Origin of the sequence: Nostoc sp. (assembly GCF_036917355.1) — a bacterium.
GTDB lineage: Bacteria > Cyanobacteriota > Cyanobacteriia > Cyanobacteriales > Nostocaceae > Nostoc.
Genome location: NZ_JBALDP010000037.1, coordinates 56,727 through 73,218, shown reverse-complemented (window position 1 = coordinate 73,218; position 16,492 = coordinate 56,727). Strand labels below are relative to the sequence as shown.

Below are 16,492 nucleotides of genomic sequence, written 5' to 3'. Positions count from 1 at the left end.
AAACATTGCAATTACTTGCCCCTACAATTCTAGTAAAGTAAGCTGCAACTTTGTCAAGAGATGATGTTCATCGATTAGTTTGAGGCAACTCCGTTCTAGCTTATATCCATAAATTTTGATTTTTTGGTATTGGGAAATACTTAATTAATTTGGTCATTTGCCTTATTTATCATTCATTACTATTTTCTGCATTCCCAAAAAAATTAAATTTGGTTCCACAATTAAACGTGCTGCAATTTCAGGATATAAAGCTTGCAAATTGTTAATTAATAAGGTGCGATCGCCCCCTTTAATTGCAATTTTACCATCAGCAAATAAATCCCACCATGCTTCCATAAAATCTTTGATTCCAGCTAATACTGTGTAAATTACTCCGCTTTGAATTGCTTCTTTAGTATTGAGAGCAAAACGTGCTGGTAGAGACGGAAAGTTTTGCATTTCTACTAATGGTAATTGTCCTGTTTGTTGACCAAGAGTTGCAAATTGCAAACCTAACCCTGGCAAAATTGCACCTCCAACTAGACACTGATTAACATCCGCAGCCGTGAAAGTTAGCGCTGTACCAGCATCAATTACCAACATCGGAAAACCCCAAGTTTTCGCCGCACCCCACAAAGCTAAAGCGCGGTCAATTCCTAGTGTGGGATATACGCCTTTTAGTGGTATTTGGTCTAAGGTAATAACGCGAACATTTGGGTAAGTTTGCCAAATAGCAGTTTGGCTGGGAACTACTGAGGCGAGGAGAAGAGGGCACGGAGGCAGAGAGACAAAAGCGCAAAGGGGTGGAGTATTTGTGAGAAAATTACTTTGTTGATGGCTTGGAGAAATTGCCAGCAATAAATCATCTAGGGTTTGAAATTCAGCTAGATGTTGTATGACAGACTCAGGAAAATAGTCGGTATCCCAAGCTGAGTAAAGTGTCTCGCCAACAAACAATGCCCAATGCAGCCGAGAATTCCCAATTTCCAAGGCTAGCCAAATTTCCTCTTTGTGGCTCTGCGGTTTCACACTTTTAACTTTTTTAAGTCAACTATAGGTTTTTTAATAAAAATTAACATTCAAGCCGTGTCACAATAAAAGAAGAGGAACAAATACTCATTGTGTCAAGGAGGGAGTTATGGTAGCGCTCACCGAAAAAACTGAAAAACGGCTCACCATACAGACTGTAGAGATTGCTCAAGAGACGACGGCTATTCGCTCTTTGGATTGGGATCGCGATCGCTTCGATATTGAGTTTGGCCTGCAAAACGGTACTACTTATAACTCGTTTCTCATTCGCGGGGAGCAGACTGCCTTAGTTGATACCTCCCATGAAAAGTTTCGTCAACTATACTTTGATACGCTTACTGGACTAATCAACCCAACAGAGATTGATTATTTAATTATCAGTCACACTGAACCAGACCATAGCGGTTTAGTTAAAGATTTGCTGCAAATGGCTCCAGAAATAACCGTTGTCGGTTCTAAAGTGGCGATTCAGTTTCTTGAGGATTTGGTACATCAGCCATTTAAACGGCGGATTGTGAAAAATGGCGATCGCTTAGATTTGGGCAATGGGCATGAATTTGAATTCGTGATTGCTCCAAATTTACACTGGCCGGATACCATCTTCAGCTTCGACCATAAAACCAAAGTTCTCTACACCTGCGATGCCTTTGGATTGCACTACTGCTCAGATAGCACCTTTGATGAAGACTTAGCAGCGATTGAAGAAGACTTTCATTACTACTACGATTGCTTGATGGGGCCAAATGCCCGCTCGGTTTTGTCTGCCCTGAAGCGGATGGGAGAACTAAAAACCATCGACATGATTGCCACAGGACACGGGCCATTATTATCTCACAATGTTGAGGAACTAGTTGGACGTTACCGCACTTGGAGCCAAAGCCAAACCAAGCCAGAAACGGCAGTTGGAATATTTTACGTTTCTGAATACGGATATAGCGATCGCCTCGCGCAAGCAATTGCCAATGGTATCGGTAAAACTGGTGTCGCAGTGGAAATTGTCGATTTGGGATCTGAAGTCGATTTACAAGAACTGCGGGAACTAGTTAGCCGCTGTGCTGGGCTAATCGTTGGATTACCTCCGGCTTCTGGCGCTGCGAATATCCAAGCTGCACTCAGCACAGTTTTAGGATCTGCCAAAGAAAAGCAAGCTATCGGCGTATTTGAAACCGGTGGTGGCGATGATGAGCCAATAGATCCTTTGCTGAGTAAATTCCGTAATTTGGGTTTGACAACAGTTTTTCCAGCGATTCGGATTAAACAAACGCCTACGGAAAATACCTACAAGTTGTGTGAAGAAGCGGGTACAGACTTAGCTCAATGGGTAACACGCGATCGCAACATCAAAGCCATGAAATCTCTTGGTGCTGACTTAGATAAAGCATTAGGTAGAATTAGCGGTGGGTTATATATTATTACTGCCAAAAAAGGCGATGTATCCAGTGCGATGCTAGCCTCTTGGGTTGCTCAAGCTAGCTTTAAACCATTGGGATTCTCCATTGCAGTCGCCAAAGATCGGGCAATTGAATCACTCATGCAAGTAGGCGATCGCTTTGTTCTCAACGTTTTAGAAGAAGGCAATTTTCAAGCATTAATGAAACACTTTTTGAAACGGTTCGCTCCTGGCGCAGATCGTTTTGAAGGTGTGAGAACTCAGCCAGCCGAAAATGGTGCGCCCATCCTCAACGATGCACTCGCCTACATGGAGTGCGAAGTCATCAGCAGAATGGATTGCGGCGACCATTGGGCAGTATACAGCACAGTCTATGCTGGACGGGTTTCTAAACCAGAAAGTTTGACTGCTGTACATCACCGCAAAGTCGGAAACCATTATTAACAAGGGGAGCAGAGGAGCAGAGGAGCAGAGAGAATAATTAATAACTAATGCCCCATGCCCCATGCCCAATGCCCAATGCCCAATAAAGCCATGTCAAAAAATAAACCCCGTGACGTTCAAGTTTTCCCCATTGCTACAGATACAAGAATACTGCGCTCGCGCAGTTGGTCAAGGCTGAGATTTGAAATTGAATATGCTCTTGCTAAGGGTACAACTGCTAATTCTTATTTAATTGAAAGCGAGAAAAGCGCCATTATCGATCCTCCAGGGGAAACGTTTACGCAAATTTATTTAGAAGCTTTGCAACAACGTTTCCATCTCGAAGATTTAGATTATGTAATTTTGGGACACGTAAATCCTAACCGCGCTGCAACTTTAAAAGCTTTGTTAGAAATTGCCCCGCAAATCACCTTTGTGTGTTCTAATCCAGGGGCGATAAATTTACGTGCGGCGCTGGAAAATCCAGATTTGCAAATTCTTGTGATGCGGGGCGAAGAAACTCTAGATTTGGGTAATGGGCATAATTTACAATTTATTCCCACCCCCAATCCCCGCTATGCAGATGAACTTTGTACCTACGATCCGCAAACAGAAATTCTGTACACAGATAAGTTATTTGGGGCGCATGTTTGTGGAGATCAGGTATTTGATGAAGGGTGGGAAGTATATAACGAAGATCGACGCTATTATTTTGATTGCCTCATGGCTCCCCACGCCCGTCAAGTTGAAACAGCGCTGGATAAACTTGCAGATTTTCCCGTGCGAATGTATGCCAATGGACACGGGCCTTTGGTACGCTATGGCTTAATCGACCTAACCAAAGCTTATCGAGAATGGAGTCAACAGCAAACTTCTGCTGATTTGACAGTAGCGTTGATTTATGCATCTGCTTATGGGAATACAGCCACATTAGCCCAAGCGATCGCTCGTGGTATCACAAAAGCTGGCGTTGCCGTAGAATCGATTAACTGCGAATTTACCGAACCAGAAGAAATCCGGGCGGCTGTGGAAAAAGCCGGTGGTTTCATCATCGGTTCTCCTACTCTTGGCGGTCATGCACCGACACCCGTACAAACAGCTTTAGGAATTGTGCTATCCACCGCTACTAATAATAAACTCGCCGGTGCTTTTGGTTCCTTTGGCTGGAGTGGAGAAGCGGTTGATTTAATTGAGAGTAAATTAAAAGATGCTGGCTATCGGTTTGGTTTTGATACCATCCGCGTCAAATTCAAACCCGACGATGCCACCTTACAATTATGTGAAGAAGCTGGAACTGACTTTGCCCAAGCACTGAAGAAAGCGAGAAAAGTGCGATCGCAAAGTCTTCCTGCAACAACTGTAGAACAAGCAGTTGGCCGGATTGTCGGTTCTCTTTGCGTTCTCACAGCCAAAGAAGGCGATCGCTCCAGTGCCATGTTAGCTTCTTGGGTATCTCAAGCCAGCTTTAATCCACCTGGTTTAACCATTGCCGTCGCCAAAGACCGCGCAGTAGAAACACTGACCCATACAGGAAACAAATTTGTCCTCAATATTCTTAAAGAAGGGAATCACTTGGGCTTGATGAAGCACTTCCTTAAACCTTTTGGCCCAGGACAAGACCGATTTGCTGATGTCGCCGCCGAAGAAACAGAAAGCGGTTCTCCCATACTTACGGATGCTCTAGCATATCTCGAATGTTCCGTACAAAATCGGATGGAATCTGGCGACCACTGGCTGGTTTATGCAACTGTCGAGAGCGGCAAATTGTTAGATAATGATGGCGTTACAGCCGTGCATCATCGCAAGTCGGCAACTCATTATTAATTAGCGTTTTGGATTTTGGATGAATTATTTAAAATCTAAAATCCAAAACAGTAATTTTAATCTCGCAAAATTACTGTTTGTAATAAATAAGAGATTGTTTTATTTGTTGCATCTTTTTGATAACTTTGGAATTGCCATTAGCCACGACTATAATCTCCCAATTTTGCTGAATTTGGAGTTTCTTTTTTAAAATTGTTGTTAGCTCTAAATCAGCATCACTAGACTCTAGTCGAAGGAAGCTTGAGTGGCGAACAATCCCCAGAACAAAAAAAGGTATATTCGAGAAGTGATTCATGACTTTTTGCACTAAGAAAGCTTTTTTAACTTGAGGACATTGGGATATCAAAGTGCGAATTTTGCGTGTTTCAGTTTTTTCTAATCCGTGCTGACAGAAAGTGTCTTGATGACTCACAACAGAACGTTCCTTCTTAGCTTTGCTCAATTGCTCATTAAAACCATCTAGCCGATCGCGATAATAGTTAGATTTTTCTACTTCACCGCGTTGCCAAAACAATTCATACAGAATTTGTAGACAACGATTTGTTAAACTAACATCTTGGCTTAAAGCCGTTTCTAGGTGTTGTACTCCATCCAAATTACCTTGTTTGAGCAAAATCTGTCCTAACAAGTAATGTACGCTCACATTATCCGAATCCATGATGAGTAACTGATGTAGCCTTTGCATAGCTAATTCTTCTTTGTTTACTTCTAGACTCAAATTAGCTAACTTCCAGATATCTTCTAAACTTAAATTATCCTGAGTTTCCTTTTCTTCCAAGATTTTTATTTCTTGCAGAACTTCTTGTACAACCGCATAACGTTGTCTCCAGGAACTCTCCACTTGCTGTTTCCAAACCTTATCTAAATCAAGGGTAAACTCTTGTAATGCCTGTTTACCCAATAGCACTTCTGCGGCATTTTCTTGAAGCACAAAACAGGGTGAAATAAGTTCCTGAGAAACTGAAGTAAAATCTAGTATTTTCAAACGTTCATTCAGACAAGGATGGGTATCTATATTATTGGTTTTGCGAACTAAAGCTTGTTTAAGAAACTTATAGCTTTCCTGTAAGTTTTTGGGTTGGAATAAAGCTGTTAGTAGTTTAGTGTATGCATCAGCAGGTGGTTGTGGTTTATGTTCTACCTGCTGGTATAGATTAGGCCAAAAAGTATGTAATGCAAATCCACCTGTTAACTGCATTTTAATAAGTGACACAGCACAAGTTTCAGATCCTGCTAACTTAAGAGCGCACTTGTCAGCATCATACTCATTAATTCGAGCAAGTACAAACGAATAAGCATTAAAAAATGGAATGTACCATTTAACAAAAGGTGTAATGAAGATAGAGGGATGTCCTTCATTGACTTGCTGCATGTGTTTAACGGTATCTGCTAAAGTTTGTCGCAACAGATAAATCCATCTATCAAATTGAGAATGATTTCCTGACAAATGCGCTAATTCATGAATCAAAACAGCCTTTAATTCATCACACGATAGAGATGCCACTAGAGGAAGCCCCAAAATAAGATAATTATCATACCAACCAAATATCCCTAGTCTAGGAACTTGTATAACAGAAGCATTAAATTCCGCCGTCAGTAAAACTTTTTTTAGGGAAGTAACTTTGACTTTGACTTGTAATTCATCAATCAAGCTAAATAGTTTTGGAAACTGGGAGCGACTTAGACATTTTCCATAAATTGGCGAACTATTTCTCAAGAGAGCTGGTAAAGTTCCTATAGCAAACTGAACTCCAGGAAAACTAATAATAATTACATAAAACCATGCCCAAATATTGAAAGGCTGCTTGAGTATCACCAATCCAAGTACTAAAATTGCTGGTGATAGTAAAAAGACAAGCATAAACAGTAGATATCCATAACCCAGAAGGGCGAACAGAGCTACTTGTAATCTATATAAATTGGGATGCTTTCGGGCAAATTTCTCTGTACGCTCAATCAAACTATCGAACTGAGGTGTATTCCAAAGCATTTTAGACGACTCCCTGTTAAACAAATCTCTTTGTTTAGAATTCCCTAAATCGCATACGATCCGGTCATGGAGTTCGAGTGGGATAAATCAAAAGCAGTCGCAAATTTGAAGAAGCACGGTATCAGCCTTGAAGAAGCCAAAACCGTATTGCGAAGAATGACACCCTGCCACCTACAGATGAAGAAGTAAAAGCCATGCTAGATGAGCAGTTGGTGCAAAAGTATCTGTAATGCCTGTAATGCGAGTTTTATAATTGAACTTCAGTTCCAAAGCCTCGCCTAATTTGCTACACATTTCTATTTTTTAGTCTTAACCGACGAGCAGTATTGCTTTCAGATTTGCTCATAAGCAGATAAAAAATCCTCTCTTGAGATACCCGCTTGAGTACAGATGGATCTCAACGTCGAACCTTTAATTTGAGAATGGTTAGGCATAGTCAGCGGAGTTTTTGTTCCATCTTCGTTTTCTCGCTCCATAACAATATGTTCCCGCTCCCTAATAACGGTGAATCCCAGAAATTCCAATGTCTTAATTACTCTAGCTTTAGGTACGTCTACTGGGAATTTAACCATTAAATAGGAACCTCAGCTTCCGCCACAAAAGCTTCTAGGACTGGTGATTCCTCTTCTAAAACCTCTTGGCCAAATATCTCTATATGGCAGTGGATAGCAGATTTAACATCAGCTAGTGCTTCTTCATAGCTTTCACCTTCGCCAACTACAACCCCCTTGATACCCAAAGGATATGCTACATAACCGTCATTATGTTTTTCAACAATAATTTTAATTGCTCTCATTGTCATATAAAAGAACGGCTGAAAAGTTTGGCAGGAATGTAGGACTTACACACAATAAATCCTCCAACCCATTAAAAAGTTGGCTTTTAGGGTTGTGGCTATTTGCTAAAGCTGTAAATTTGCTGCGTCTCCAAGCGATCGCTAATTGAAGAAGGCAGTGTACCATCCGCAAATGTCTGCCGATCTAGTTGGACTTGTAAATTACTTAAAGGATCGCAACCAGAGGAAATCAAAAATTCTAATTTCTGGATGTAAGGCACAGTTGCGAGATTGTCCAGAATTTGGAAGATCGCCTGTATATAAGGATGACCATCCTGGCGATACCAATCACAGCTAGCAACTTTTGCCTGATCGAAACCCAAGTGTACAGTTAAAGATGGCTCATCAAATATAGCGATCGCCAAGGGACGCGCTTCTTCCTGTAACAATAGCTCGTTACTTCTGGCTAAGTGTCGCAGTTTTTCTAAGCGTTCATAACGTTCCGTCACAGCTTCCGGGTCATCTTGCCAGTGGATTGCTACTGTCACCAGATAAGTCTGTAATAGCATGTGACCCAGCTTTTTCGCCTTTGTCGCTAGATAATAGGAATTGTAATCGTTTGCCTCAATTAACAATGGCACGCGATCGACTACTTCCAACCCATAGCCCTTAACTCCAGCAATTTTGCGGGGATTGTTGGTAATTAAACGAATCTTTTTGATGCCCAAATCCATGAGCATTTGTGCCCCCATCCCGTAGTCTCGCAAGTCAGCAGGAAATCCCAAACGCTCATTTGCTTCTACTGTATCCAGTCCCATATCTTGCAAAGAGTAGGCTTTCAGCTTGTTAATCAAGCCGATTCCCCGCCCTTCTTGACGCAAGTATACAACTACACCTTGACCAGCAGACTCAATCATTTTGAGTGCAGCTACAAGCTGCATCCGACAGTCGCAGCGTAAAGACCCCAAAGCGTCACCAGTTAAGCATTCTGAGTGCATCCGCACCATCACTGGCTCATCTTTAAAATTAGCTGGGTCGCCCTTGACAATTGCAACGTGTTCTGTATTATCCAGAGTATGGCGATAGGCGTAAATTTCAAACTGACCGAATTGACTAGGCAGCTTGGTAATAACCTCACGATACACTAAGCGATCGTGCTGTAGGCGATAACTGATTAAATCCGCAATACTAATAATTTTTAAATTGTGACGTTTAGCGTATTCAACTAACTGCTGCAACCGCGCCATTGAACCATCGGAGTTTTGAATTTCACAAATTACCCCGGCTGGGTATAGACCTGCTAATCTCGCTAAGTCCACAGCTGCTTCCGTATGTCCTGCGCGTTTGAGTACGCCTCCAACCTTAGCCCGAATGGGAAAAATATGACCAGGACGACGCAAATCGGTGGGTTTTGTGGCTGGGTTGAGAGTAACCTGGATAGTCCGGGCGCGGTCTTCTGCTGAGATGCCTGTGGTAACACCTAATTCTGGCCCAGCATCAATACTGACAGTGAAGGCAGTTTGGTTAGTATCTGTAATGTTGCTTACCATCAAGGGTAAGTCTAGCTCGTCTAGGCGATCGCCTGTCATTGCCAAACAAATTAGTCCTCTTGCTTCCACTGCCATGAAATTAATCATGTCGGGTGTGGCAAATTGGGCAGCACAAATTAAGTCGCCTTCATTTTCTCTATTTTCATCATCTACCACTACAATGACGCGACCAGCTTTTAGGTCTGCTAAAGCGGCATCAATCGAATCAAATTTAAAAGCTTGGGTAGGATTAGGCTGTGACACAGAAGATTTCCAGCTATAAACGTAAATTTTTTTAACAATTTCTTCTTTTAGATTGTAGCTCCTTTATAAGGCAGAGAAGTAGACTAGCAATGATTTGATAAAGGAGCAAAATTTTTTGCCATAAAAAGTGGGGATAAAGTGCAGCGACAGTAAAGGATGAAGGGGATGAGGAAGAATAATAATCGTTTCTTTGCTCGTCCATCTTCCCAGAACAAAGTAGAGGAGTTTAAGACGACCTTTTGTGCGCTGTGCGTCTGGTCGCTGATATTGTTGATAGCTGAGAACGAATTAACCATTCATGGGATAAGGATTTCAGATCATGGGCAAATTTAGACGCGTACCCGTTGGGATTGTTGGCGCGTCGGGCTATGGTGGAGTGCAGTTAGTACGACTACTGATGGATCACCCAGAAGTCGAAATCGTTTATTTAGGAGGTGAGAGTAGTATCGGGAAATCCTTTGGGGATCTCTACCCGCATCTGGCTCATGCAACTAACCTGCTAATAGAAGCGGTAGAACCAGAAATAATTGCTCACCGCTGTGAAGTAGTTTTCCTGTCTTTACCAAATGGTCTGGCTTGCCAAATCGCACCCAAACTGTTGGAAAAAGGATGTAAAGTACTAGATTTGAGTGCAGACTATCGGTTCAGTGATTTGACAACTTATACAAATTGGTATGGGATAGAGAGAAGCGATCGCACAATTGCAGCGACAGCAGTTTATGGATTACCAGAACTTTATCGCGATCGCATTGCCGAAGCTCAACTCATTGGCTGTCCTGGTTCCTATCCCACTGCCAGTCTCCTTGCACTTTCGCCACTTTTAAAGCAAGGTTTAATCGTACCAGAAACAGCTATTATCGATGCCAAGTCTGGTACATCTAGCAGTGGACGACAGCCTCAAACCAACTTATTACTAGCTGAAGCAGATAACTCAATCGCAGCTTTCAACGTGGGTCGTCACCGTCATACTCCAGAAATTGAGCAAATTTGCAGTGACTTAGCCGGTCACGAACTCATGATCCAATTTACACCGCACCTGATTCCAATGGTACGCGGGATTTTGGCAACGGTATATGCCAAGATGAGCGATCCTGGTCTAGTGCGAGATGACTTAATCACAATTTTCTCAGCCTTCTACCGCAACTCTCCTTGGGTAAGAGTCTGCGGTAGCGGCGTTTATCCCCAAACCAAGTGGGCTAACGGTAGCAATCTTTGTTATATCGGTGTAGAAGTTGACCCACGCACGGGTCGCGTAATTGTCATGTCAGCAATTGACAATCTAATTAAAGGACAGGCGGGCCAAGCTATTCAGTGTCTAAACCTAATGATGGGCTGGGATGAAACCTTGGGGTTGCCCAAGTTGGGATTTTATCCGTAAATCAGTTAGGAGTCAAAAGTGATGAATTATGGATTAAAAACTCTTAACTCCTAACTCCTAACTTCTAACTCCTAACTCTACTTCGGCCCTAACCCCACAGCACCAGCATAAACGGCGCGATCGCCTAGTTCATCTTCAATTCGCAGCAAGCGATTATATTTTGCTACGCGTTCGCTGCGACACAGAGAACCTGTTTTGATTTGACCGGCACGGGTTGCTACAGCTAAATCGGCGATCGTTGTGTCTTCTGTTTCACCAGAACGATGGCTAATTACTGAACGGATACTGTTGCGAGTTGCCAAATCAATCGTTTCCAAGGTTTCGGTAAGCGAACCAATTTGATTGAGTTTAATCAAAATGGCATTAGCGGCTTTTTCCTGGATGCCTCTTTGCAAGCGAGTAGCGTTAGTCACAAATAAGTCATCCCCTACCAATTGCACCCGCGCACCTAACTTCTGGGTCAACAATTGCCAACTTTCCCAATCTTCCTCGTGCAAGCCATCTTCAATTGACACAATTGGGTATTGGTCAACTAGTTGTCCTAAATAATCAATAAATTCAGCCGGGGCGTGAGGTTTACCATCGTAAACATACTGACCATTTTTGTAAAATTCGCTAGCCGCCACATCCAACGCCAAAGCTACTTGTTCCCCTGGCTTGTAACCAGCTTTCTTAATGGCAGCAACCAGCAATTCCAAAGCGACCTGATTTGACTCTAGGTTAGGGGCAAAACCGCCTTCATCACCCACACCAGTAAGCAAACCCTTCTCATCTAACACCTGACTGAGGGTAGCAAACACCTCTGCACCCCAGCGCAATGCTTCCCGGAAGGAAGTTGCGCCAATTGGGACAATCATAAACTCTTGAAAATCGACGTTATTTGAAGCGTGTGCGCCACCGTTAATCACATTCATCAACGGCACTGGGAGCAAATTCGCTAAAGGGCCACCCAAATAGCGATATAAAGGAATTTCTAGAGACTCAGCACCAGCTTTAGCAGCTGCTAAGGAAACCCCCAAAATTGCATTAGCCCCCAAATTGGATTTGTTAGCAGAACCATCGATCGCAATCATTGTGCGGTCTAGCAGTTCTTGATTGAGGACATCCAAGCCTAACAATTGTGGTGCAAGTGCTTCTCTGACGTTTTGTACTGCCTTGAGTACGCCTTTGCCCCCGTAACGGCTTTTATCGCCATCACGCAGTTCGTGGGCTTCAAAAGTGCCAGTAGAAGCACCACTGGGAACTTGCGCCAGTCCGACAACACCGTTAGCTAAATGCACTTCGGCTTCAATTGTCGGTCTACCGCGTGAATCAAGAATTTCACGGGCTGCGATCGCCTCAATGGCAGTATCTAGAAATTTACTCATCTGTACTTTATCCTTTATTCGAGTGTGTTACGCATCCAGTCCAGTTGCCTAACCCAATCGCTAGCATAGGCGGTTAAGAGACTTTCTCGGCTGAGATTAAAGAAGATTTCCATTATAGGGATAGGGAGCAATGCCCAGAATGGGTAATTGTTTATTCTGTCCTTTCGGCTTTTAATTCTTTCTGTGACAGCATTTTTACCTTAAGACTTTGAGCTAGGTAAAATGTTTGCAGAGAATAACACTAAATCAATTACAGAGAAAAGGTCAATATGCGATTACTACATACAATGCTGCGGGTGGGCAACCTTGAAGAGTCCTTAAAGTTCTACTGTGAAGTTCTAGGAATGAAACTGCTGCGGCGAAAAGATTTTCCAGGGGGAGAATTTACCCTGGCTTTTGTTGGCTATGGCGACGAAAGCGATAACTCAGTGATCGAACTAACCTACAACTGGGGTGTGGAAAAGTATGAATTAGGTAATGCTTACGGTCACATTGCCCTTGGCGTTGATGATATTTACGCTACGTGTGAAGAAATTCGCAATCAAGGCGGTAAAGTCGTGCGCGAACCAGGGGCGATGAAACATGGTTCGACGGTAATTGCCTTTGTGGAAGATCCTGATGGGTATAAAATTGAACTGATTCAACTGGGAACTCAAGGTTCAGGAGTCAAACAGGAATCACAAGAGCAACTTGTGAGTCAATAATTTTATCAGGGATCTCCAAAAAATTAATTATCCAGCAGGGTGGAATGTCATTTCATTTATTTAAGCTGGATTCAGATCCTCGACTTCTTCAAGAAGCTGGGAATTTTGGCAGCAACTTGTGCTTAAGAGCCATAGGAAAATCCACACAGATGTCTTAAAAAGTTGAGCTAGAGAGAGATTGATTCTTCTGGCACACTGTCATCTGATGTCAGTAAACACAGAAGACGCGCTAGACTTTTCCCTTTTTAGGCGGGTTAGGGGATCTCCTCTACGTAAATCCTATTAGTATTACCCCAATACTGCCCTTGATGAGCAACACTAATAGCGAAGTCGAATAGCGCGTCGTAGACATCGCTCCAATAACACTATTGGGGAAAGTCTGCTCATAACAGTGTTTTCGTTTTAAATTAGGAAATAGGCAATGGATTAAACTATCATCAATTGCCAATCCCAAATTGCCACCGGAGATACACGCGGATATACGCTGAGAATGTTTGGATAATTATCTGGGTATTAAGGAGTAGGGTTATAACTACTCCCCACTCCCTACTCCCTTTAATAATCCCCAATCCTTAAACTAAAAATCCAAATTCCAAAATTATAAAGATGCAACCTACAGATCCAAATAAATTTACTGATAAAGCCTGGGAAGCAATTGTTAAATCTCAGGATATAGTCCGTGCTTATCAACAACAGCAACTAGATGTTGAACATTTAATTATTGCCCTGTTAGAAGAACCAACTAGTCTAGCAATACGTATCCTAGCTCGATCTGAGGTCGATCCAATCCGCTTGCAACAGCAACTAGAAGCCTTTACCCAACGCCAGCCCAAAATTGGTAAAAGCGATCAGCTTTACCTTAGCCGCAATTTAGATATTTTACTAGACCGAGCCGAGGAAGCTAGAGCTAGGATGAAAGATTCCTACATTTCTGTGGAACACATACTTTTGGCCTTTGCTGAAGACGATCGCATTGGACGAAAGATACTCAAAGGCTTTAGCGCAGATGCACCTAAACTCGAAGCTACGATCAAAACTATTCGTGGTAGCCAAAAGGTGACAGATCAAACCCCAGAATCCCGCTATGATGCCTTACAAAAATTTGGCAGAGATTTGACAGAACAGGCAAAAGCTGGAAAACTTGACCCGGTAATTGGACGGGATGACGAAATTCGGCGGGTAATTCAAGTATTGTCTCGTCGTAGCAAAAATAATCCCGTACTCATTGGTGAACCTGGGGTAGGTAAAACCGCGATCGCAGAAGCATTAGCACAACGGATGGTAAACGGTGATGTTCCTGAATCTCTGAAAAACCGCAAGTTGATTTCGTTAGATATCGGCAGTTTAATTGCTGGAGCAAAATTACGAGGTGAATTTGAAGAACGCTTAAAAGCAGTTCTCAAGGAAGTTACTGAATCTAACGGTGATATTGTTCTGTTTATTGACGAACTGCACACCGTAGTCGGTGCAGGTTCCACCCAACAAGGGGCAATGGATGCGGGAAATCTGCTCAAACCAATGCTGGCGCGGGGAGAACTGCGTTGTATTGGTGCTAGTACCCTCGACGAATTCCGCAAACACATTGAGAAAGATGCTGCCCTAGAACGCCGTTTTCAGCAAGTATTTGTCGATCAGCCAAGTGTGGAAAATACTATTTCCATTCTGCGGGGGTTGAAAGAACGTTATGAAGTACATCACAACGTCAAAATCTCTGATTCGGCTTTGGTAGCAGCAGCAACACTGTCAGCACGTTACATTAGCGATCGCTTCTTGCCAGATAAAGCTATTGACTTAGTAGATGAAGCAGCAGCACAGTTGAAAATGGAGATTACCTCCAAACCAGCCGAATTGGAAACCATCGATCGCCGCCTCATGCAGTTAGAAATGGAAAAGCTGTCATTAGCTGGCGAAGAAAAGGGTACTCCCCAAACGAAAGAACGTTTGCAGCGCATTGAACAAGAAATCGCCAATTTAACGGAAAAACAGCAAATATTTAATGAGCAATGGCAAGGCGAAAAGCAGCTATTGGAGGCGATAAGCGCCTTAAAGAAAGAAGAAGATGCGCTGCGAGTGCAAATTGAACAGGCAGAACGCGCCTACGATCTAAATAAAGCTGCCCAACTAAAGTATGGCAAATTGGAGGGAGTGCAGCACGAGCGTGAAGCCAAAGAAGCGAGCCTTTTAGAAATTCAAAACCAAGGTTCCACGTTGCTGCGAGAACAAGTCACTGAAGCCGACATTGCCGAAATCGTCGCCAAGTGGACAGGAATCCCCGTCAATCGCCTATTGGAATCGGAACGACAAAAATTACTGCAATTAGAAAGTCATTTGCATCAACGAGTCATTGGGCAAGAAGAGGCTGTAGAAGCAGTAGCAGCCGCAATTCGCCGCGCCCGTGCGGGGATGAAAGATCCCTCTCGTCCTATTGGTTCATTTTTGTTCATGGGCCCTACAGGTGTGGGTAAAACCGAACTGGCCCGTGCTTTAGCTCAGTTTCTCTTTGATTCTGATGATGCATTGGTGCGCTTGGATATGTCTGAGTACATGGAAAAACACTCAGTTTCTCGCCTTGTAGGAGCGCCTCCAGGATATGTAGGCTATGAAGAAGGCGGTCAACTTTCCGAGGCAATTCGCCGCCGTCCTTACTCAGTGGTGCTTTTAGATGAAGTGGAAAAAGCGCACCCCGATGTGTTCAATATTTTATTGCAAGTGTTGGATGATGGGAGAATTACTGATTCTCAGGGAAGAACGGTAGATTTTCGTAACAGCGTTATTGTGATGACCAGTAACATTGGTAGCGAACATATTTTGGATATATCTGGTGATGATTCCCAGTATGAAACGATGCGGAAGCGGGTAATGGAAGGTTTGCGATCGCATTTCCGCCCAGAATTTCTCACCCGCCTTGATGATATTATTCTCTTCCATGCCCTCAGTCGCACTGAAATGCGGCATATCATTCGTATTCAACTCAAGCGGGTAGAAAATCTCTTGCGCGAGCAAAAAATCTTCTTTGAGATATCGCAAGCTGCTTGCGATCACCTTGTCGAATCAGGCTATGACCCAGTTTACGGTGCGCGTCCACTCAAACGTGCAATTCAGCGAGAAGTAGAAAACCCCCTCGCCACGAAATTATTGGAAAATACTTTTATCTCTGGAGACACGATTATCATCGACAAAAATGAAAATGGTCTGTCTTTTAGCAAAAAAGTACTGGTGAAGGTGTCAGTACCACAAATTGCTACATAGCACCTGGCGTCTCCCCTTCACTCAACGGGACGTACCCAAAGGGCTGTAGGGAGAAGACCAAACTGGCTTGGATACACAAACAAAATCTAAGAATAATTGAGGGTTTGAAACCCACGGATGTGAGTAAACCCCGTATAGTTGCGGTTTCTAACCATCGTTTTAACATTAATGTAACTGCGTGTTGCATCAATGATGCCTAGTAGCTTCTGCCACAGGGTACTAATTTTGCGTACCTTGTGGCAGAAGCTTGTTTGTCTTTAAAGGTGGTAGTGGGATTTACGCCAAGGTTTACTAATGAGTAATTAGTAATTAATCAAAGCAATGTGAAAAACAATATTCCCGACTTATTTAATTAAAAAGTCGGGAATCTAAGCCGCACATCTGATTATTTTGCGCCTAACTGATATCTTTCCTTCAACAGATGGGTATTATAAGCCTACTCTGCTGACAACATCTTCATAAATTTGTCTTCAAATAAAACACATTTACGCAATTCTACTGTGAACTAATGCTCTTATTATTTATCAGTCTTGAACTAAATAATTCTGAAAAAATCAGTGTTTACCGGATCAAATGAACAATTCATAAATG

At 42.8% G+C, this 16,492-nt stretch carries 12 protein-coding genes; 5 read left to right on the top strand and 7 right to left on the bottom strand.

Features of this window, described 5'->3' with window-relative positions:
- Nucleotides 1–162: 162 nt before the first annotated feature.
- Nucleotides 163–1,008, bottom strand: coding sequence for a pantothenate kinase (locus V7K53_RS10960; protein WP_335197541.1), 846 nt, complete (start codon nucleotides 1,006–1,008; stop codon nucleotides 163–165).
- Nucleotides 1,009–1,117: 109 nt separating this feature from the next.
- Between V7K53_RS10960 and V7K53_RS10955 the strand changes: the two genes are divergently transcribed.
- Nucleotides 1,118–2,842, top strand: a complete 1,725-nt coding sequence (locus V7K53_RS10955) for a diflavin flavoprotein (protein ID WP_335197540.1) — start codon at nucleotides 1,118–1,120, stop codon at nucleotides 2,840–2,842.
- A gap of 90 nt (nucleotides 2,843–2,932) precedes the next feature.
- Nucleotides 2,933–4,645, top strand: a complete 1,713-nt coding sequence (locus V7K53_RS10950) for a diflavin flavoprotein (protein WP_335197539.1) — start codon at nucleotides 2,933–2,935, stop codon at nucleotides 4,643–4,645.
- 70 nt (nucleotides 4,646–4,715) lie between these two features.
- On the opposite strand, the gene V7K53_RS10945 is transcribed toward V7K53_RS10950, so the two are convergent.
- The 5 genes from V7K53_RS10945 to ribBA form a co-directional block, all read right to left on the bottom strand.
- Nucleotides 4,716–6,635, bottom strand: coding sequence for a M48 family metallopeptidase (locus V7K53_RS10945; protein ID WP_335197538.1), 1,920 nt, complete (start codon nucleotides 6,633–6,635; stop codon nucleotides 4,716–4,718).
- A 171-nt stretch (nucleotides 6,636–6,806) separates the two neighbouring features.
- Nucleotides 6,807–6,929, bottom strand: a complete 123-nt coding sequence (locus V7K53_RS10940) for a hypothetical protein (RefSeq protein ID WP_335197537.1) — start codon at nucleotides 6,927–6,929, stop codon at nucleotides 6,807–6,809.
- Nucleotides 6,930–6,967: 38 nt separating this feature from the next.
- Nucleotides 6,968–7,207, bottom strand: a complete 240-nt coding sequence (locus V7K53_RS10935) for a type II toxin-antitoxin system HicA family toxin (RefSeq protein ID WP_335197536.1) — start codon at nucleotides 7,205–7,207, stop codon at nucleotides 6,968–6,970.
- Nucleotides 7,207–7,437, bottom strand: coding sequence for a type II toxin-antitoxin system HicB family antitoxin (locus tag V7K53_RS10930; RefSeq protein WP_335197535.1), 231 nt, complete (start codon nucleotides 7,435–7,437; stop codon nucleotides 7,207–7,209). The genes V7K53_RS10935 and V7K53_RS10930 overlap by 1 nt, the downstream gene beginning before the upstream one ends.
- Before the next feature lie 92 nt (nucleotides 7,438–7,529).
- Complete coding sequence (gene ribBA, locus V7K53_RS10925; protein WP_335197534.1) at nucleotides 7,530–9,203, bottom strand: bifunctional 3,4-dihydroxy-2-butanone-4-phosphate synthase/GTP cyclohydrolase II; 1,674 nt, start codon at nucleotides 9,201–9,203, stop codon at nucleotides 7,530–7,532.
- A gap of 319 nt (nucleotides 9,204–9,522) precedes the next feature.
- On the opposite strand from ribBA, the gene argC reads away from it, so the two are divergent.
- Nucleotides 9,523–10,581, top strand: a complete 1,059-nt coding sequence (gene argC, locus V7K53_RS10920) for an N-acetyl-gamma-glutamyl-phosphate reductase (RefSeq protein ID WP_335197533.1) — start codon at nucleotides 9,523–9,525, stop codon at nucleotides 10,579–10,581.
- A 77-nt stretch (nucleotides 10,582–10,658) separates the two neighbouring features.
- Here the strand turns inward: argC and eno are convergent, their stop codons facing one another.
- Nucleotides 10,659–11,948, bottom strand: a complete 1,290-nt coding sequence (gene eno / locus V7K53_RS10915; protein WP_335197532.1) for a phosphopyruvate hydratase — start codon at nucleotides 11,946–11,948, stop codon at nucleotides 10,659–10,661.
- A gap of 269 nt (nucleotides 11,949–12,217) precedes the next feature.
- Here eno and gloA point away from each other — a divergent pair, with 269 nt between their 5' ends.
- On the top strand, nucleotides 12,218–12,652 hold the full coding sequence (gene gloA / locus V7K53_RS10910) for a lactoylglutathione lyase (RefSeq protein WP_334875605.1): 435 nt from the start codon (nucleotides 12,218–12,220) through the stop codon (nucleotides 12,650–12,652).
- Nucleotides 12,653–13,258: 606 nt separating this feature from the next.
- Nucleotides 13,259–15,901, top strand: a complete 2,643-nt coding sequence (gene clpB, locus V7K53_RS10905; RefSeq protein WP_335197531.1) for an ATP-dependent chaperone ClpB — start codon at nucleotides 13,259–13,261, stop codon at nucleotides 15,899–15,901.
- The last annotated feature ends 591 nt before the right edge of the window (nucleotides 15,902–16,492 follow it).

Excerpts from the sequence above, each read along its gene's own strand:
- V7K53_RS10955 (WP_335197540.1), top strand. The coding sequence starts at position 1,118 with ATGGTAGCGCTCACCGAAAAAACTGAAAAACGGCTCACCATACAGACT.
- V7K53_RS10950 (WP_335197539.1), top strand. The coding sequence starts at position 2,933 with ATGTCAAAAAATAAACCCCGTGACGTTCAAGTTTTCCCCATTGCTACA.
- V7K53_RS10945 (WP_335197538.1), bottom strand. The coding sequence starts at position 6,635 with ATGCTTTGGAATACACCTCAGTTCGATAGTTTGATTGAGCGTACAGAG.
- V7K53_RS10940 (WP_335197537.1), bottom strand. The coding sequence starts at position 6,929 with ATGTGTAGCAAATTAGGCGAGGCTTTGGAACTGAAGTTCAATTATAAA.
- V7K53_RS10935 (WP_335197536.1), bottom strand. The coding sequence starts at position 7,207 with ATGGTTAAATTCCCAGTAGACGTACCTAAAGCTAGAGTAATTAAGACA.
- V7K53_RS10930 (WP_335197535.1), bottom strand. The coding sequence starts at position 7,437 with ATGACAATGAGAGCAATTAAAATTATTGTTGAAAAACATAATGACGGT.
- argC (WP_335197533.1), top strand. The coding sequence starts at position 9,523 with ATGGGCAAATTTAGACGCGTACCCGTTGGGATTGTTGGCGCGTCGGGC.
- eno (WP_335197532.1), bottom strand. The coding sequence starts at position 11,948 with ATGAGTAAATTTCTAGATACTGCCATTGAGGCGATCGCAGCCCGTGAA.
- gloA (WP_334875605.1), top strand. The coding sequence starts at position 12,218 with ATGCGATTACTACATACAATGCTGCGGGTGGGCAACCTTGAAGAGTCC.
- clpB (WP_335197531.1), top strand. The coding sequence starts at position 13,259 with ATGCAACCTACAGATCCAAATAAATTTACTGATAAAGCCTGGGAAGCA.